The sequence below is a fragment of the Paenibacillus baimaensis genome (assembly GCF_025567575.1).
On the sequence record NZ_JAOQIO010000065.1, the window covers coordinates 1 to 18,186 of the forward strand.

The window sequence follows — 18,186 nt, forward strand, 5'->3', positions numbered from 1 at the left end:
ATAATGCTGCAGCTGGGAAGAACGACGCAGACTGCTTGTCCCTACCTTAGCACCCTGAGGGAGATCATTCAGTTGAAGTGAGCCTTGCGTAATCAAGCAATCTCTCGGGTCCTCTCGCAGCGGGATTGCACCGATCATAAGACCTTCTGGAAGCTCCCAAGGCATATCTTTCATGCTATGAACAGCCAGATCAATTTCACCGTCCATTAGAGCCTGCTCTATCTCCTTCACGAACAAGCCCTTACCGCCCACCTTGGACAGCGTCACATCGAGGATACGATCACCTTTGGTAATAATTTTTTTGATTTCAAATTCACATGGGATGCCGTGCTTTTGACTGATCTCCCGTAGATGCTCAACAACCTGCCCGGTTTGTGTCAGGGCCAACGCGCTCTGTCTTGTTCCCACCACGATCTTACGCATATGTCTCTCCCTCTTTGATGTATTGTTGAATCCAAAGTCCGATTTGCTTCATTCTCGCAATAGTTGGTTCAGCAGATAATCTGTCTATAAGCTCCTGCTTCCAGTATGTATCCGTACCTGAGGAACGGATTAAGGACATAAGCTCCCAATCCAGCATCACTCTAAGCATTTGCAGTCTATCCTCTATATCCTCAACCTGTGATTGAATCAACCAACGAAGCTCCTGCACAAGATCCAGATAAGTTTCATATTCGAACCCGTAGGCTTGCTCCAGCTCTTGTTTGATCTTTCTGGCAATCGTCGGGCTGGCACCTCCAGTGGAGACAGAGATGAGCAGCTTGCCGCGACGGACCATAGCCGGAACGATGAAGCTGCTGCCAGACGTATTATCAGCCACTGTAACCAGCTTGCCCAGTGTTTCTGCTTCCAGACGAACCGCTTCATTAATTTCCGGATTGTCGGTAGCGGCGAATACGAGTATGGATTGTTCAATTTCCCGTGTTCCTGCACAATACAATTCGCGAAGTATCGTCAGAGCTCCCTGCTGCATCCAATCCTCAATCTGTGGACTGCAGTCTGGGCTTATTACGGTTACAGATGCACCTGCTTCTATCAGCGAACCTGCCTTCCGTTCTGCTACGTGGCCTCCACCAACAATCACACAGGGTTTGTTCTTCAAATTAACCAGTACAGGATAATAATCTATATTGTTCATGGTATCACGACCATTGGTGAAACGAAGAATAAAAATTCGCAAACACTACATTGAGTGCCATAATGAAAAAAGCTGCTAAATTCCATAACGCAAGCTTATAGCCCGGTGTCTTCAGCATAACCCTTTGAAATAAATAGAAAACGTAGGCTAGCAAAACAAACCAGGAATTGATGACCTTAGGATCAAAAAATAATGCCGCATTTCCTTCAAGCGCAATCCAAACGAAACCAATGGACAAACCCAACAGCAGCAGAGGGGTTCCGATAATGACAGAAACATACGAATAATGATCTGTTTTGTCAAGACTCGGCAATCTCTGCATCAGCTTTGACCACTTCTTTCTCTTCAACTGCTGGTGCAGCAATAAATACATGCCGGAAAACACTGCTGCCGCTACAAATGCCGTATAGCTTAAGATGGATAAAGAAATATGAATGAATAGCACTTCATCCTTAATATTCCAGGAAGCGAGCGATGGCGATACTTTCGGATTACTAAAAAAATTAAGAGCAAGAACCGCAAACCCCAATACATTCACCATAAACACAAAAAACTCGATTCGGATAAAACGATTTACAACCAACGAAACTGTGACTAACAGCCAGGTCAGCATAAACAGTGTCTCGAACATAGAAAAAGCTTCCGTTGGATCATGATAGACCAAACCGGATATCAAATAGACCGTTTGCAAAACCCATACAAAAGAAAGTAACCCTGTCCCTATCCGTTTTGCACTTCGATTCGGACCAACAAAGTCCGAGAAGTAAAACAGCAGGCTCAGGGCGTAGATATAAATAATAGCATCGTATAACCAACTTTTCGTAACCATTGACCAAGGCACCTCTTCCGATTACGATTTGGACAAGGCCTCAGCAGGCTTTAGGGAAACCTTCGTTAGCAGTTCTTCTTTCCAACGATTCTGTACGTCTTCAAGCTCCAGCTGACGAGCCGCTTGCTCTGCACGTTCCTGCTCTTCCAATTGCTCCTCTAACGCGAATATTTTGGTGAAATAGTCCAGCGCCTCATCACCGTGCCGTTCCGAAGCCATTTCCTTGATACGGTTTACGGGATCTCGCAGCATTTGATTCACGATACTCTTGGTTAATTTACGGATGATCTTCAATTCTCTTTCATCCAAATCAGGAAGCTTCTTCATCAAACTATCCATCGTCTCTTGATGAATAGAGCTTGCTTTGGTCTGTAAAGCTTGAATAACCGGACTGATACCCAACGTCTTGGTCCATTGCTCAAAGGTCTGCAATTCATCTGCAATCATTTGTTCAATCATAACAGCTGTTTCCCGCCGTTCCTGTAAGTGGGTGTTCACAATCGACTGCAAATTATCGATATCATACAAAAAGACGTTAGACAAGCTGCCGATTGCTGGGTCCAGGTCTCTGGGAACTGCGATATCAATCATGAATAACGGACGTGAACGACGCTTTTGAAGGACAGCCGCGACTTGTTCTCGAGTCAATACCAATTCAGCAGCTCCCGTCGAGCTAATGACGATATCAACCTCTTCCAAACAGGCATTCAGCTTGTCCATGGTACAGGCTACACCTTGAAACTTTTCAGCCAGCTCCTGAGCACGTGTTAAGGTCCGATTGGCTACGATAACCTTATCCGCGCCGTTGGCATATAGATGCTTGACCGTTAACTCGCTCATCTTGCCCGCACCAATGATCAATACTTTTTTATGCTCATAGCTGCCAAAAATCCGTTTGCCCAGCTCAACTGCCGCATAGCTGACCGAAACGGGATTATCGCCGATACCTGTTTCTGTATGTGCGCGCTTCGCGAATGTTACCGCCTGCTTAAACAATGTATTGAACATAATCCCGGTCGTTTTGGTTTGTTGAGCCAAAGCAAAGGAATCCTTAACCTGCCCCAGAATTTGAGTCTCACCAATAACCATCGAATCCAAACCACTCGCGACCCTGAATAAATGATCGATCGCTTTGTCATTTTCATAAATATACAAATGACTATTGAATTCGTCTCGCGACACACCAAACCAATTTTCTATAAATCCGCGAATATAATGTCCGCATAAATGCTCACGGTCTACGACAATGTATAGCTCCGTTCGGTTGCAGGTGCCCACTATGACGGATTCCATGACGCTCTTCGTCTCTTTCAGCTGTTTAAGCGCCAAAGGGAGATCTCCTTCGGCAAACGTAAATTTCTCCCGGATCGAAACGGGTGCCGTCCGGTAATTCAAGCCCGCCACAACAATATGCATAGGTGTCACCTGCCTCCCTCCAAATAATCTCTGTTTATTATAGCATATAACATTCTGGTTCTCCGACAAATTTTTTGTATAAACTGTGAAAGCTGCATGAGGTGTAATGTACATTATTTTCAACCATTTCCTTCAGCTTTATACCGCAGTCCGTTAATTAAACAACCTTCATTATTCCTGGAAACGAAAGCTACTGCTGCATTTTTTTGCGAAGCAGCTCGGATATTGCCTGATCAGCCTTGGCCATGATAGCACTTTGCGATGAATTGATATCAAGGCGCGAAGAAAGCAGCTTGCCGTAGGCCTCGAAAAAAATGCTGAATTGCTTGTGCACCTCAACTAATGTTTGTACTTCATCTGATCGCAAGGAACGCTGCCCGCCAACCTGCAGGCGCAGCATGTACTGCATCAGCTCCGGTAACCCGGCTAGAGACGAAAGCGATGGATCACCAAAAGCCAGTACAAGATGATCATGTGTAAAATTAGCCGTATACACCGCCTGTCGCAGCGCATTCAAGCTTTCGGTATCTTTCACTTTATCAACATTTTGTAAGTAGCTGCTTAATAGCTCCATCTGAAACAATGAAACCTGATAAAGCATCTTCCCGGCATCCTGCTTCTCGGATGTCCCTTGCACCATAGCATAGATTTGATACAACGGCCACCCTAGCAAAAAAATCAATAGCACATAGAATACAAGCCTTCTTTTTCTTTTCATGGGGTCCCCCTAAAAGTTTTGTGTAACAAAACTGACTTCGTAAGCATGCTGAGCCTGTCTTGTACAGTGTATGGGGGTTAATGAGCAAAAATAATACCCGCGGATTTCTCCGGGGTACTATTTTTAAGGTTTTTAATTGAAAAACGTACTGCTCTATTTGATTAACTGCATTTGTTTGATTACCGGTGTTTCAACTACGAGCTCACCCATTCCACGAATTAGCTTTTTGGCATGAGTCGTTTCAGGCTTCAAAACGGATACCATATAATCGATAGCCAATTGAGGATCTACCGTCTCACCACAAGTGTAACAATCCAATGCGGCAAAACCTTTCTCAGGATAAGTATGAATGGAGAGATGACTTTCTGACAGCAATACCAATACCGTTGCACCTTGTGGTTCGAATTGTTTGGCCTGTACAGACATCACTGACGCCCCACATGCTTCTGCTGCCTCCACCATTTGCGCTTGTAACCATTCTGCATTATTGAGAAGATCAAAATCAACCCCCCAAGTATCTACAGCAACGTGTCTTCCGAAAGTCGAATATTCCATCTTTCGGTTCCCCCTTCCTAGGAATAAAATGTTTGAAAAATTTCATCCGCTAGGACCTACGTCATTCACTTCTCGAGGGAGTAATCTCTCGCAACAATAATGTCCTGAGTGAATCCTGGTTCCTATTTTGTTTGTTTTCAACGAGATTAAAAGTACCATCTATTGAACGGAAATGCAACACTTTTTTTTCGGGCAAAAAAAATACTTCTGAATCCATGGCGGAATCAGAAGTATTCGTTTACCCAAATATATACTTAAGCCTCGAGTACAAACAATTGATGAGTCAATTTACTTAAACGTTCATCAATCTGTTCACGAACAGCTAATTCACGAATGTCATTTCTCAGATCCAGTAAGTTGTTCACTTGAGATTTAATACGGACAATTTCTTGCTCCACCTCGTCCTTGCGGAATAAGCTTTCCAGCAAGCCTAATGTATCTTTATGCTCATAAATAATCCGCTCAAGCCCATCCTTGCTTTCTACAATTCGGACTACAGAGCCGCGCTCATATTCGTACACCATAATATAAGTTTCATAAATACGATGAACCGTAGCACTGCCTTTAAAATTTGAAACTGCTTTGCGCATCAGATTAACAAGTGTTTTATTGCGGATACGGCAAGAGCCGAGGCATACATAAGTGTCATAATGCAATTCGAACGACAGGACAATTTCTTGACCCGCATCATCCATGAGTACAACTTCCTGATTTCCATTATCGAGAATTTTCACCTGCAGGGTTACTTGCTGATCGACAAACATTTGAATAAACATGGCCATTTCGGCTTCCGTTAATTGTAGGCAGGTTTTGACATATTCAGTCGCTAACCTCATTGCCATAAAAATCCCTCGATTCTTTAATTTCGAGCCCTTTACATACCCTGCTGTAAACAAAAAGCTATAAGTTCATTATTTTATATATAGTATACTACATAAAACATTAATATTCCTGTCATAAATTCATTAAATTCCGTTTTATTTTAGAAAATAACGCCTTTTCCTCGAAGAATTCCAAGCATATATCTGAATCCCTCTGTTTCCCTTACAAAGTTCTGCGGTTCGCTGCAATGTATGCAAAATTAAGCAACCTACCCTGTAGATTACTTAATGAGTTAGACTATGGATTGTGATGAGACACTTTGTTGTTTGCGATTGATCACTTTAAGCGCCTCTCGATGACTTAATGGAGACAACGTATATTGCTGCATAAACGAAATAACAGCTTGCGGATCTGATTTGGACAGCTCTCTTAATGACCAGCCTATAGCCTTACGTATGAAAAATTGATCTGAATCCTTACAGAGCAAAATATATGAAAATAAGCGTTCCTGATCCGTCTGCTGTTTATATGTCAATTGAAATAGAAGGGCTGTACGCTGCAGCCACATATTATCTGATCGTATCCATCTTTCTGTATAAGCTGAAATCAGCTCGGGATAACGCAAAAAAAATGCGCCCACCAAGTGAGAAGCAATCGTATCTACTGTATCCCACCAAGATTTATTGATGATGATTTTTTCTAAAAGATCTACATGTCCAGTGCCTGAGCTTTTCTTGTATTTCTCCAACAACGATAGGGCTGCGTACTGATATTCCCTTTCAGGTAAATCCCACAGCTCCTCAACAGCCTGTATGAGCTGCTCCTCTGTTAAACGCTCAAATTCCTTTAACCATGGCTTCGTAATACTTGTTCTTACAGGGTTCGGAAGCCCAAGAAATGCAAACTGATTGCGCATATACTTTATCATAGGCATAGCGGCATCTGCATCAGCTTGCTCCTTAAACCGCTTGACGATTTCAACGACACATGCTGAATGCATATAACCACCGCATTTCCTTAAAATTAGATTTCTGGTTGAAGTTTAGTTTCCGGTACAGCCTTGGTTTCGACCGTTGGTTTAACTCCCGATTCAAGCTCAGTTTTAGGCTCAGGTGCTGACCAACCAATCTCTTGTTCAATGACCTGCCATAATTCATCCTTACCAACACCAAGCTCAGATGAAAATAAAACCATACGGTCATGCTTTTCCATTTGCAGTGTTTCTCTGATGATCTTTACATGCTTCTGCCAATGGCCCTTAGTTATTTTGTCTGCTTTGGTCGTTACTACAACCAAGGGAACATCATTATGCTTAAGCCAGGCAAACATGGTCTGGTCATCCTTGGATGGCGCATGCCGAATATCAATGATTAATAGCACCAGCTTAAGATGCTCACGGTGCAGCAAATATTGTTCGATAAACTTGCCCCATATCTCACGTTTGGATTTGGAAACTTGTGCATATCCATAACCTGGAAGATCGACAAAATATAAGTCCGCATTCACTTTATAATAATTAAGCTGCTGGGTTTTCCCCGGCTTGGAGCTGGTACGTGCCAAATTTTTGCGCTGGATGAGCCGATTGATCAGTGATGACTTGCCGACATTCGAACGCCCTGCCAGAGCTATCTCGGGCAAGGCGTCGGCAGGATACTGACTCGGACCAACCGCGCTGATAATAAATTCAGCTTGATTGACCTTCATAATAAATTCCACTCTCTCTTTATGGAGCTGTGCTCCTTTACTTAAACGCCTACAGGCCTAACCAAAGCATATTCCAGTACTTCATCGACATGCGCAACCGGAATAAATCTCAGTTCATTTCGCACGCTTTCCGGAATTTCTTCCAAGTCCTTGGCATTATCCTTCGGAATAATGATCGTACGAATACCCGCTCTGTGCGCTGCAAGGCTTTTTTCCTTAAGCCCGCCAATCGGCAGTACACGGCCACGAAGTGTAATCTCACCTGTCATGGCAACTTCTTTGGACACAGGAATGTTCGTAAGCGCTGAAATCAGGGCTGTAGCCATCGTAATCCCAGCAGATGGTCCATCCTTAGGTATAGCGCCTTCCGGGATATGAATGTGTACATCCAGCTTCTCATGAAAATCGGGTGCTATACGAAGCTGTCCGACACGGGAACGTGTATAACTGAACGCAGCCTGCGCAGATTCCTTCATGACATCTCCCAGCTTACCGGTAAGTGTCAACTTCCCGTTGCCTGGCATCACAGTCACCTCGATGACGAGCGTATCGCCACCTACCTCTGTCCATGCAAGCCCTGTAACAGCACCAATCTGATCTGATTCCTCTGCCATACCGTGATGGAATTTGGCCGGGCCGAGAAAATCCTTCACATTGTCTGCATGGATCGTAACTATTTCACCTTGGCCAGACACAAGACGCTTCGCCGACTTACGGCAAATAGCCGCTACCTGCTGCTCCAGATTACGCACTCCTGCTTCTCGGGTATACTCCCTGACAATCTTCATGAGTGCTTGCTCATCGATAATCAGCTGATCTTCCCGCAGTCCATGATCCTTCTGCTGCTTGGGCAGTAAAAAATTGCGAGCAATTTTATATTTCTCAATTTCAGTATAACCGGGAATGTAGAGGACTTCCATACGATCCAACAGCGGCCGCGGAATATTGTGCACCGCATTCGCCGTTGTCACAAACATGACATTGGATAAATCAAACGGAACCTCAATATAGTGATCACTAAAAGTGCTGTTTTGCTCCGGATCCAGCACCTCCAGAAGTGCTGCTGCCGGATCTCCACGGAAATCCATCGCCATTTTATCGATTTCATCCAATAAAAAAACCGGGTTCGTCGTGCCCGCATTTTTCATGCCTTGAATGATTCTTCCCGGCATAGCACCGACATACGTACGCCGATGTCCGCGGATTTCCGCCTCATCACGCACGCCGCCCAGTGAGATTCGGATGAACTGTCGACCCAAGGATCGGGCAATCGAACGGGCGATTGACGTTTTACCGACTCCTGGAGGGCCTACCAGACATAGAATCGGACCCTTCAGCTTCTTGACCAGCTGCTGTACCGCCAAATACTCTAACACGCGCTCCTTCGGCTTTTCCAGTCCGTAATGATCCTCATTCAGTATTTCCTCAGCATGAATAATGTTCAGATCATCCTCGGTGAAATTGGACCAAGGAATGCCAAGCAGCCAATCGATGTAATTACGGATAACACTGCCCTCTGCTGAGGTTGCAGGCAGCTTTTCCAAACGATCAATTTCCTTCTCGATCTTTTCCTTAACTTTGTCGGGCACCTCAGTCTCAGCAAGCTGCGAACGCAGTTCCTCAATCTCGCCTGTCCGTCCCTCTTTATCACCGAGCTCTTTTTGGATAGCCTTCATCTGCTCGCGAAGATAATATTCCTTTTGCGTTTTCTCCATCTGCTTTTTGACGCGTTGGCTGATTTTCCGTTCCAGCTCCAGCACTTCGCGTTCGTTGTTTAAAATACTAAGCAGCTTTTCCAAACGATCCTTTACAGGAACCGTTTCTAGAATATCCTGCTTGTCTTTGATCTTCAAGGATAAATGACTGCAGATGACGTCAGCCAAACGACCAGGCTCATCAATATCGGAAACGGCTGCCAGTGTCTCCGGTGTTACCTTTTTTGACAAATTAATGTAATGCTCGAATTGATGCAGAACTGTTCGCATTAAAGCATCGATCTCGGGATCGCTTGTTTCCTGTTCAGGCAGCTCCCTGACCTGCACCTCATAGTACTCATCATTATTTAAAAATTCGGTAATCTCCGCACGCACTACCCCTTCAACGAGTACACGAATCGTACCGTTAGGAAGCTTTAGCATTTGTCTGACTTTGGCAATCGTACCAATGCGATATATATCTTCGGTGGTAGGTTCTTCAATGTTAATCTCCGACTGCGAGCATAACAGAATCAAGCTGTCGTCCACCATGGACTTCTCAAGCGCTTTTACTGATTTCTCCCTGCCCACATCCAAATGCAGCACCATACTCGGATAAACAAGCAGTCCACGCAAAGGAAGCAATGGCAAACGCCGCACCTTTATTTTATTCGGTCCCATTCTGAAGCACCTCCTGAGAACTTTGCTTTGGGCAAAGTTGACTTCGTAACATTCGCTGACGTTTACATTTTATCAAAATTAAAATCAAAACACCAATCGCCCTCCCACGCTAATTATCATCTCAAAAAAAGAAAAGCCGATGCTGCTATTATTCCAGCGCATCGGCGTGCAGAACCGTAATGGATGCGGCAGGTGCAAAATCTGGTTGTGCTCCATAGGCTTCCGGCAAAAACTTGAATTGTGATCCAAGTGCATAATCCAGGACTTCTTCAATGGATTCCACAGGAATAACCTCTAATCCGTTAAGCCCGCTGAATATTTCCTGCCAATTTTCTTTGGGAATGATGACACGGGTTACACCGGCTTGAAATGCAGCTTCAACCTTCGCCACAACACCACCCACCGGCTTTACTTTACCATGAATGCCAATTTCCCCGGTCAAAGCCAGATGGTTATCGACAGGAGTTTGCAATATCGCCGAGGCGATAGCAACTGCCATGGAAATGCCAGCTGAAGGGCCATCAATGGGAGTTCCGCCCGGGAAGTTGACATGAAGGTCGAACTTGTAAGGATTGATGCCGAGCTTCCTTAAAACCGTCATTACATTTTCCACAGAACCGCGTGCCATACTCTTGCGCCTGATTGTCCGCGAGGATCCTCCCATTTCTTCCTCATCCACAATCCCCGTTATCGTCAAGTTTCCTATCCCACCATGAGTAACCGGAATAGCCGTAACCTCGATCTCCAATACCATCCCCAGATTGGGACCATATACAGCCAGCCCATTCACAAATCCGATCTCCGGTTTGGCTCCGACCTTTTTCTCTGGCCTAGGTGGAATTTGCGAGCTGTTGACTACCCATTCCACATCAGCAGCCGTTACTGCTTTACGAGCATCAGCTAAGGCCATTCCGGCGGCCAACTGAATAATATTGACAGCTTCCCGGCCATTCGTAGCATGTTTCTTTACAACCTCAACCGCGGCAGGATTTACAGGGAAACCGATTTTGATAAACGCTTTTTCAGCAATTTCGCCAATCTCGTTCGGAAGCAGTGGACGGAAAAATATTTCCATACAACGTGAACGAATTGCAGGAGGTAATTCTTGTGGATTCCGTGTTGTCGCACCAACCATTCTAAAATCAGCAGGCAGACCATTTTGAAAAATATCATGGATGTAAGATGGAACATTCGTATCCTCCGAGTTATAATACGCACTTTCGAGAAATACTTTACGATCCTCCAGCACCTTGAGCAGCTTATTCATTTGATGCGGGTGAAGCTCGCCGATCTCGTCTATAAATAAAATACCACCGTGCGCTTTCGTTACAGCACCTGGCTTGGGCTGAGGAATCCCGGCAACGCCCATTGCTCCCGCACCTTGATAAATCGGATCATGTACAGAACCAATCAAAGGGTCCGCTATCCCACGTTCGTCAAACCGTGCCGTCGTCGCGTCCACCTCGGTAAATTGGGCATCTTGGCGAAAAGGGGAGTCTTTGTTGCCTTTGGCTTCCTCCAGAACTACACGTGCAGCAGCTGTTTTCCCTACTCCCGGTGGGCCATAGATGAGCACATGTTGAGGATTGGACCCGCACAAGGCTGCTTTAAGTGCCCTTAAGCCTTCCTTCTGTCCTACAATATCGTTCATCGCAGTTGGTCTTGTTTTTTCGGATAAGGGCTTATTTAATGAGATGGCGCGAAGCTTACGCAATTTTTCCATTTCCTTTTTTGATTCTTTATCGATGGCAGTGCGATTTGTCTGCTGATTGCGCAGCAAATTCCAAAAATACATACCAATCACAACTGCAAAAAACAGCTGGATAATCATCAAAATCACACTAATATTCATTAGGGTCCCTCCTCAGAATTTTTCACAGAAATTTACTTGGGCAGCACAAACTCGTATCTTGACCTCACAAGTATGTACCTTGCATGGTAGTATTCCCCTCTTACAGACACACTAATCCTTACCTGAGAAAGTTTTCAAGCATGTATGATAACAAGGCATAGGAGAACGATAAGGAGTGAAAATGACGGAGGAGGAACCAACTACGTATGCGAATACGAATGATGATCTCAACAATTGTAATTCTGGGTATGACCCTTTCCTGCTCAATCAGCGGTAAGGCAGCATCCAAGCCTTATCCTTATATGATCAATCCTTTTTTAACGAATGTCGACGTGCTGCTGGATGTTGGGCACGGAGGTATAGACAGCGGAACGCTTCACGGAGATGTGTATGAAAAAGATATCAACCTGGAGATGGGGAAAGTTACGTACAGTTTATTGCGGGAAAAAGGGCTTCGTGTTCTGCTCAATCGACTGGATGACTACGCACTCAGTAGTGAAAACCTTTGGTTTCGCAATCGTTCCAGACATTTGAAGGATTTGGCCCAGCGCAGCCATCTTGCGAACGAAATTCATCCCAAAATCGTAATCAGCCTTCATGTCAATTGGGCAACCAATAGTAAAGCACGCGGACCTGTGGTGCTCCATCAAAAAAGTGATGCAAGCAAACAGCTGGCCACCAGCTTGCAGCGATCACTGAATCTTTTGTATGCAACAGAAACAGCACCGGTCTATGGAAAAACCTATTTTTTGCTTAAACACATTCAAGTTCCTGCTGTCATAGTAGAAATGGGCTTCATCTCTAACGCACAGGACCGCGAGCAAATGATGCAGCCGCAGAAGCAGCGCCAGCTTGCTGATGCCATCTGTGCCGGAATATTGGCCTATCTGCAAAAAGAGCCGGCCCACTAAGGGGCCAGCTGTGATATTTTCACAAATTCAGCTATTTGCTTCAAGGCAGGCACCGATTGCTGGATAGCGGCTGCAGTGTATTTACCTGGTGTGCCTACATGACCAATGACAACTGTAGTTTCGTTATCCTTAACGTGTGCCTCAACCTTTCTGGCCTGTTTAAGAATATGCGCACGCGTGTATTGATCATCCATGAAAATGTGGTTTTCCAGCGTTCTGACTCCCAACTCCTTGGCTAAGGACTGCACCACACTTTTGTGCGTTGTTTTGCTATCCAAATAGATCAGATTGTTTTTCTTGCATACTTCCAGAATGATACGCATCACTCTTGGATCTGCAGTCACCTTCGAGCCCATGTGATTATTCATCCCGATTGCAAAGGGCACGTCATTAATCGCCGCCTGTACCCTTGTGCGGATTTCTTCATCGGACAAATCTGTCGTAATTGCTCCAGGCCCCAGCCAGCTTTTTTTGCCACGTACCGGCTCCATCGGCATATGAACCAATACATCGTGACCGAGCTTGTGCGCCCATTCGGCATCACGCCGTGTCGTCGGTAAAAAAGGCATTACCGCTGCAGTAAATGGAATCGTTAAGGCCATCATTTCTTCCGTTCCACGCATGTCGTTACCAAAATCGTCAATAACAATTGCTATTTTCTTGGTAATCGCTGGAGCTTCTTCAGGTGTTGGCTCGGCTTGACTTATACCAGAACCAAGGGATATCAGTACGACTGTGCTGGCAATCAGCCACTTTGCAGCTATGTGCATGGTTAACCTCCTTGTGTATCCGTAGAAAGCGGACTTGTAAGCAAATTGTTTTCCTGCTTTCCTATGTTATTCGTCAATACCGGCCAGCCTATGCAAAAACGCCAAAAAGCAGTGCCCTCATCGTAGAGAGAACACTGCTTTCCTTAAGTTAAGGATTGTAAAGATTTATGAGGTCTGAGTGGAATGATGCTTTCTGCCAGGTATCTCGCCTGTTCTCCCAAAATGCTCCACGATAATATCGATTTCTTTCTTAAGCTCGGCCAACAGCTCGGCTTCCGGAACTTTACGAATCATTTCTCCGTAACGGAACAGCATACCTTCTCCACGGGCTCCGGCTATCCCGATATCAGCTTCTCTGGCTTCTCCTGGACCATTCACAGCGCAGCCAAGGACAGATACCTTGATGGGCACCTTAATCTTGGCAATATAGTCTTCTACCTCATTAGCGATCGAGAACAAATCAATATCCAGCCGTCCGCAGGTCGGGCATGAAACAAGGGTAGCCGCGTTCGTGATCAAACCAAAGGTTTTAAGCAGCTCACGAGCTACTTTAATTTCTTCAACAGGATCTGCGCTGAGGGAAATACGCAAAGTATTGCCCAAACCCATATTCAGCAAGGCGCCAATACCTGCTGCACTTTTCACTGAGCCCGTAAATAAAGTTCCTGCCTCAGTGATACCGAGATGCAGCGGATAACGGAATGCTTCTCCGGCTTTTTGGTAGGCAGCAATGGCCATCGGCACATCGGATGCTTTCAAGGAGACGATGATGTCATGGAAATCAAGCTCTTCGAGAATATTGATATGAAACAGTGCGCTTTCAACCATAGCTTCCGGTGTCGGGTATCCATATTTTTCCAAAAGATGGTTTTCCAAAGAACCTGCGTTTACCCCAATCCGAATCGGGATTCCGCGCTCCTTGCAGGCTTTAACAACCGCTTCTACTTTCTCGCGGCGGCCAATATTGCCCGGGTTGATCCGAACCTTGTCAATACCATTCTCAATCGCCATCAGTGCAAGACGGTGATCAAAATGAATATCAGCGACCAAAGGGATGTGAATTTGTCTCTTGATCTCTTTAATCGCTTCTGCAGCCTCTTTGTTATTAACGGTAACACGCACCAGCTGACATCCGGCTTCTTCCAAACGGTGAATTTCCGCAACCGTTGCTTTGACATCAGCCGTTTTGGTTGTGCACATGCTCTGCATAATGACTTCGTTGCTTCCACCGATTGTCAAATCCCCTACTTTAACGGGAATGGTCTCCGCTCTGTGAAACATAACATATATCTCTCCCATGATACCAAACATCCTCCGCTCCGATTCAAGCCGGATCGGCCAGTAAATGGATTGGAGGCTGCTATGGTTAGTATATACTCAAGCTTAGGCGCTCTCTTCTTTTTTCTTCAACGATGCCTTGCCATCTTTGCTGCCTGCAGTGATTTCGGGAGCGACCTTGGATTGTACAGCTTCCTTGGTTACTACGCAACTTGAGTTTTCAGTATGAGAAGGTGCTTCATACATCACTTCAAGCATGATGCTCTCGATAATGGCTCTTAAGCCGCGGGCACCCGTATTCCGTTTGATCGCTTCACGAGCAATTTCCTCGAGCGCTTCGGGATTGAACTCCAATGTTACGCTGTCCATTTCCAGCAGCTTCTGATACTGCTTAACAAGCGCATTCTTGGGCTCTGTCAGGATACGAACCAGTGCCGGCTCGTCAAGCGGCTCCAATGTTGAGATAACCGGAAGACGTCCAACGAATTCGGGAATCAAACCGAAACGAAGTAAATCCTCTGGCAACACCATGGATAAGTACTCGCCCGGCTTCAAATCAACCTTAACTCCATCAGTACCAAAACCGATCACTTTTTTGCCGAGTCTGCGTTTGATGATTTGTTCCAAACCATCGAAGGCACCACCGCAAATAAACAAGATGTTGGTTGTATCGATCTGAATGAATTCCTGATGTGGATGCTTACGGCCGCCTTGCGGTGGAACCGAAGCTACTGTACCTTCCAGGATTTTCAATAGAGCTTGCTGAACGCCTTCACCGGAAACATCCCGTGTAATGGATGGGTTTTCCGATTTACGTGCTACCTTATCAATTTCATCGATATAGATGATGCCGCGCTCTGCTTTTTCCACATCGTAATCAGCAGCCTGGATCAGCTTTAACAAAATATTTTCAACGTCTTCGCCGACATAACCAGCTTCCGTTAAAGAAGTAGCATCCGCAATAGCAAAAGGCACGTTCAAAATTTTGGCTAATGTTTGAGCAAGCAGCGTTTTACCGCTTCCTGTTGGTCCCAGAAGAACGATATTGCTCTTTTGCAATTCAACCTCTTCTGATTTGCTTTGCTGCGAATTGATCCGCTTGTAGTGATTATAAACCGCTACAGACAACGATTTCTTAGCTTGTTCCTGACCAATGACGTATTGATCCAAAATATTACGAATTTCCTTTGGCTTTGGTACATCCTTCAGATCAAGCTCTTCTTCGTGACCCAATTCTTCCTCAACGATTTCTGTGCAAAGCTCGATACATTCATCGCATATATAAACTCCCGGCCCAGCTACCAGCTTACGTACTTGTTCCTGCGATTTGCCGCAGAATGAGCATTTGAGTTGGCCTTTTTCATCGTTAAATTTAAACATGGGATCACTCCTTATCCATTCAATTCGCTACGAGTGATGACCGCATCAATGAGCCCATAATTCTTGGCTTCTTCTGCACTCATGAAGTTATCACGGTCGGTATCGCGCTCAATTTTTTCATATGGCTGCCCTGTCCGGTCTACATATATCTGATTCAGCTTCTGCTTGGTTTTGATAATCCAATCCGCATGAATCTTAATGTCTGAAGCCTGGCCTCTGACACCGCCCAATGGCTGGTGAATCATGACCTCACTATTAGGCAGTGCAAAACGTTTGCCTGGAGCGCCTGCTGTTAATAACAGAGATCCCATGCTGGCTGCCATGCCTACACAAATAGTTGAAACATCCGGCTTAATAAACTGCATCGTATCATATATACCCAATCCGGCAGTAACAGAACCACCAGGAGAATTGATGTACAAATGAATATCCTTCTCCGCATCACTCGCAGACAAGAATAGCAGCTGAGCAATAACGAGGTTGGCAACATCATCGTCAATGCCGCTACCGATAAAGATGATCCGGTCCTTTAATAGGCGGGAATAAATATCATACGAGCGTTCTCCGCGTCCTTCCTGCTCGACAACCATAGGTATCAGACCCATTGTTCCAACCCCTTTACTTCAAAATGTGGTTCGTTTTTTATTGTATCAGAAAAGAAAACATTACACCAATTCAATACCCTCCCAAACCCTCCCTACAGGGAGGGCCCCAAAGGGCGCCGCCCTCTGGACTCCCTTTATGGGGGAGATACTGTTGTGTTCTCGGGCCGCTTTCGTTCCTACGGAACACGCTTGGATTGTTGTGCGTTGGTGCGTTGAGATTACTGTAGTGTTCTCGGGTCGCTTTGGCCCCTTCGGGACAAGCTTTACTTTGAGTGCAACGTGTTTATGCCACTTTACTTCTTTACTGCTACTTTGCTACTTATTGATTCTTTGCTGCAATTATGTTTGATTGTTTAAGGTGTTCTATGTATTACATTTCTAACATAGGCGTCCCTGCTAAGGGACGCCTATGTTAGACGAACGCGGGTAATTCTACCATATTCGGCCATGACCTTATGTAGTTAACATTTTTAAAAGCAGAAATACATGCAATACCTATAAAGAAAGGCACGCATAGTTATACGTGCCTGACTGCTATAGTTATTTGCTGTTTTCAACAAGGAAAGTAACTGTTTTTCTAACAAGCAAATCATGCTTAAGATCTTCAAGGTTTCCGTTCGCACTCAGAATCGCATGAAGCTCTTCAGGAGTACGTTGGTATGAAGGGGCAAGATTGCTCAATTCAGTTTGGACTTCAGCTTCCGTAACATCCAAACCTTCTGCTTTTGCGATAGCTTCCAGAACCAGGTTGTTGCGAACGCGTTTTTCAGCGTCATCACGCATTTGAACTCTTAGAGCCTCATCGTTTTGACCTGTAAACTGGTAGTACATTTCGATATTCATTCCTTGAGTGCGAAGACGATTTTCGAATTCTTTAACCATTTGCGTGGTTTCGTTGTCGATCATCACAGGAGGAATGTCGATTTGTGCTGACTCAGCCGCTTTTTCAACAACATCAGCTTCTTTTTTGCGCTCGAGTTCGGCTGCTTTACGAACACTCAGGTTGTTTTTAAGATCGGATTTGAACTCTTCCAATGTTTCAAACTCACTGATATCCTTAGCAAACTCGTCATCCAGAACAGGAAGATTTTTGCGTTTGATGTCATGCAATTCGATCTTGAAGATCGCTTCTTTGCCTTGCAAATCTTCGGATTGGTAATTTTCAGGGAAAGTTACAGTAATATCCTTCAAATCACCTTTGTTCAATCCTACAACTTGCTCTTCAAAGCCCGGAATAAAGCTGCCGCTTCCCAGTTCAAGGGAATACTTCTCGGCTTTTCCGCCTTCAAATGCGACTCCATCAACGAATCCTTCGAAATCGATGGAAACTACATCGCCATTCTCAGCTGCACCCTCTTCAAGAGGAACCAGTTCAGCGTGACGCTTTTGCAGTTTGTCCAATTCAGCTGTAATTTCTTCTTCTGTAACTTCAGCTTCGCTAACTTCAAGCTCCAGACCTTTGTATTCGCCCAATTCAACTTCAGGCTTTACAATAACTTTTGCTTTGAATTTGAGGTTTTGGCCTTTAGCAAATTGCTCCACATCAACCTCTGGACGATCAACCGGATGAATCCCGGTTTCTTCAACCGCTTCCACATAAGCCTCGGGAACAACGATATCCAGAGCGTCTTGGTACAAGCTTTCTACGCCGAATTTCGCTTCAAAGATCGAGCGTGGCACTTTCCCTTTACGGAAGCCCGGTACATTTACTTTTTGAACTACTTTTTTGAATGCTTTGTCGAGAGCCGCAGCCACTTGATCTACTTCTACCTCAATATCAAGAACGCCTACGTTCTTCTCTATTTTTTCCCAGCTTGCTTTCATTTTATGCTT

The 18,186-nt window shown here is 45.0% G+C and carries 17 protein-coding genes; 1 reads left to right on the forward strand and 16 read right to left on the reverse strand.

The window, feature by feature from the left end:
* The 11 genes from hemC to lonB form a co-directional block, all read right to left on the reverse strand.
* Positions 1-423, reverse strand: a 423-nt coding sequence (hemC, locus tag OB236_RS16030) for a hydroxymethylbilane synthase (RefSeq protein ID WP_262684897.1), incomplete at its 3' end; no start/stop codon positions are given.
* Positions 416-1,138 (reverse strand): precorrin-2 dehydrogenase/sirohydrochlorin ferrochelatase family protein, encoded by a 723-nt coding sequence (locus tag OB236_RS16035; protein ID WP_076231487.1) that lies wholly within the window; start codon positions 1,136-1,138, stop codon positions 416-418. The genes hemC and OB236_RS16035, both read right to left, overlap by 8 nt.
* 4 nt (positions 1,139-1,142) lie before the next feature.
* Positions 1,143-1,967: a cytochrome C assembly family protein gene (locus OB236_RS16040; RefSeq protein WP_076231484.1), complete on the reverse strand. Its 825-nt coding sequence runs from the start codon at positions 1,965-1,967 to the stop codon at positions 1,143-1,145.
* A 21-nt stretch (positions 1,968-1,988) separates the two neighbouring features.
* Positions 1,989-3,383: a glutamyl-tRNA reductase gene (gene hemA, locus OB236_RS16045; protein ID WP_076231482.1), complete on the reverse strand. Its 1,395-nt coding sequence runs from the start codon at positions 3,381-3,383 to the stop codon at positions 1,989-1,991.
* Positions 3,384-3,573: 190 nt separating this feature from the next.
* Entirely contained in the window at positions 3,574-4,101 is a 528-nt protein-coding gene (locus tag OB236_RS16050) for an S-adenosylmethionine decarboxylase (RefSeq protein WP_262684898.1), read from the reverse strand.
* A gap of 153 nt (positions 4,102-4,254) precedes the next feature.
* On the reverse strand, positions 4,255-4,656 hold the full coding sequence (gene speD, locus OB236_RS16055; RefSeq protein ID WP_076231477.1) for an adenosylmethionine decarboxylase: 402 nt from the start codon (positions 4,654-4,656) through the stop codon (positions 4,255-4,257).
* Positions 4,657-4,910: 254 nt separating this feature from the next.
* Complete coding sequence (locus tag OB236_RS16060; RefSeq protein WP_076231474.1) at positions 4,911-5,498, reverse strand: non-ribosomal peptide synthetase module; 588 nt, start codon at positions 5,496-5,498, stop codon at positions 4,911-4,913.
* A gap of 272 nt (positions 5,499-5,770) precedes the next feature.
* Entirely contained in the window at positions 5,771-6,478 is a 708-nt protein-coding gene (locus tag OB236_RS16065; RefSeq protein ID WP_262684899.1) for a DNA alkylation repair protein, read from the reverse strand.
* Between the two features lie 23 nt (positions 6,479-6,501).
* On the reverse strand, positions 6,502-7,182 hold the full coding sequence (gene yihA, locus OB236_RS16070) for a ribosome biogenesis GTP-binding protein YihA/YsxC (protein ID WP_076231469.1): 681 nt from the start codon (positions 7,180-7,182) through the stop codon (positions 6,502-6,504).
* 41 nt (positions 7,183-7,223) lie between these two features.
* Positions 7,224-9,557: an endopeptidase La gene (gene lon, locus OB236_RS16075; RefSeq protein WP_262684900.1), complete on the reverse strand. Its 2,334-nt coding sequence runs from the start codon at positions 9,555-9,557 to the stop codon at positions 7,224-7,226.
* 148 nt (positions 9,558-9,705) lie between these two features.
* Complete coding sequence (lonB, locus tag OB236_RS16080) at positions 9,706-11,409, reverse strand: ATP-dependent protease LonB (RefSeq protein ID WP_076231464.1); 1,704 nt, start codon at positions 11,407-11,409, stop codon at positions 9,706-9,708.
* Between the two features lie 206 nt (positions 11,410-11,615).
* Here lonB and OB236_RS16085 point away from each other — a divergent pair, with 206 nt between their 5' ends.
* The gene (locus OB236_RS16085; RefSeq protein WP_076231461.1) at positions 11,616-12,320 is read left to right on the forward strand and encodes an N-acetylmuramoyl-L-alanine amidase family protein; all 705 of its coding nucleotides are present in this window, start codon (positions 11,616-11,618) and stop codon (positions 12,318-12,320) included.
* Here the strand turns inward: OB236_RS16085 and OB236_RS16090 are convergent.
* The 5 genes from OB236_RS16090 to tig all read right to left on the reverse strand — a co-directional run bounded on the left by OB236_RS16090 (position 12,317) and on the right by tig (position 18,177).
* Entirely contained in the window at positions 12,317-13,090 is a 774-nt protein-coding gene (locus OB236_RS16090; protein WP_262684901.1) for a divergent polysaccharide deacetylase family protein, read from the reverse strand. The two genes, OB236_RS16085 and OB236_RS16090, sit on opposite strands and share 4 nt — an antisense overlap.
* Before the next feature lie 165 nt (positions 13,091-13,255).
* The gene (gene ispG / locus OB236_RS16095) at positions 13,256-14,371 is read right to left on the reverse strand and encodes a flavodoxin-dependent (E)-4-hydroxy-3-methylbut-2-enyl-diphosphate synthase (RefSeq protein WP_262684902.1); all 1,116 of its coding nucleotides are present in this window, start codon (positions 14,369-14,371) and stop codon (positions 13,256-13,258) included.
* A gap of 102 nt (positions 14,372-14,473) precedes the next feature.
* Positions 14,474-15,748, reverse strand: a complete 1,275-nt coding sequence (clpX, locus tag OB236_RS16100) for an ATP-dependent protease ATP-binding subunit ClpX (protein ID WP_076231456.1) — start codon at positions 15,746-15,748, stop codon at positions 14,474-14,476.
* Positions 15,749-15,759: 11 nt separating this feature from the next.
* Positions 15,760-16,353, reverse strand: coding sequence for an ATP-dependent Clp endopeptidase proteolytic subunit ClpP (gene clpP, locus OB236_RS16105; RefSeq protein WP_076231454.1), 594 nt, complete (start codon positions 16,351-16,353; stop codon positions 15,760-15,762).
* A 540-nt stretch (positions 16,354-16,893) separates the two neighbouring features.
* Entirely contained in the window at positions 16,894-18,177 is a 1,284-nt protein-coding gene (gene tig, locus OB236_RS16110) for a trigger factor (protein WP_262684903.1), read from the reverse strand.
* Between the last annotated feature and the right edge of the window lie 9 nt (positions 18,178-18,186).

Bases quoted from the DNA above. Each gene is read 5' to 3' on its own strand.
- OB236_RS16035 (WP_076231487.1), bottom strand. From the start codon at position 1,138: ATGAACAATATAGATTATTATCCTGTACTGGTTAATTTGAAGAACAAA.
- OB236_RS16040 (WP_076231484.1), bottom strand. From the start codon at position 1,967: ATGGTTACGAAAAGTTGGTTATACGATGCTATTATTTATATCTACGCC.
- hemA (WP_076231482.1), bottom strand. From the start codon at position 3,383: ATGCATATTGTTGTGGCGGGCTTGAATTACCGGACGGCACCCGTTTCG.
- OB236_RS16050 (WP_262684898.1), bottom strand. From the start codon at position 4,101: ATGAAAAGAAAAAGAAGGCTTGTATTCTATGTGCTATTGATTTTTTTG.
- speD (WP_076231477.1), bottom strand. From the start codon at position 4,656: ATGGAATATTCGACTTTCGGAAGACACGTTGCTGTAGATACTTGGGGG.
- OB236_RS16060 (WP_076231474.1), bottom strand. From the start codon at position 5,498: ATGGCAATGAGGTTAGCGACTGAATATGTCAAAACCTGCCTACAATTA.
- OB236_RS16065 (WP_262684899.1), bottom strand. From the start codon at position 6,478: ATGCATTCAGCATGTGTCGTTGAAATCGTCAAGCGGTTTAAGGAGCAA.
- yihA (WP_076231469.1), bottom strand. From the start codon at position 7,182: ATGAAGGTCAATCAAGCTGAATTTATTATCAGCGCGGTTGGTCCGAGT.
- lon (WP_262684900.1), bottom strand. From the start codon at position 9,557: ATGGGACCGAATAAAATAAAGGTGCGGCGTTTGCCATTGCTTCCTTTG.
- lonB (WP_076231464.1), bottom strand. From the start codon at position 11,409: ATGAATATTAGTGTGATTTTGATGATTATCCAGCTGTTTTTTGCAGTT.
- OB236_RS16085 (WP_076231461.1), top strand. From the start codon at position 11,616: ATGCGAATACGAATGATGATCTCAACAATTGTAATTCTGGGTATGACC.
- OB236_RS16090 (WP_262684901.1), bottom strand. From the start codon at position 13,090: ATGCACATAGCTGCAAAGTGGCTGATTGCCAGCACAGTCGTACTGATA.
- ispG (WP_262684902.1), bottom strand. From the start codon at position 14,371: ATGTTTCACAGAGCGGAGACCATTCCCGTTAAAGTAGGGGATTTGACA.
- clpX (WP_076231456.1), bottom strand. From the start codon at position 15,748: ATGTTTAAATTTAACGATGAAAAAGGCCAACTCAAATGCTCATTCTGC.
- clpP (WP_076231454.1), bottom strand. From the start codon at position 16,353: ATGGGTCTGATACCTATGGTTGTCGAGCAGGAAGGACGCGGAGAACGC.
- tig (WP_262684903.1), bottom strand. From the start codon at position 18,177: ATGAAAGCAAGCTGGGAAAAAATAGAGAAGAACGTAGGCGTTCTTGAT.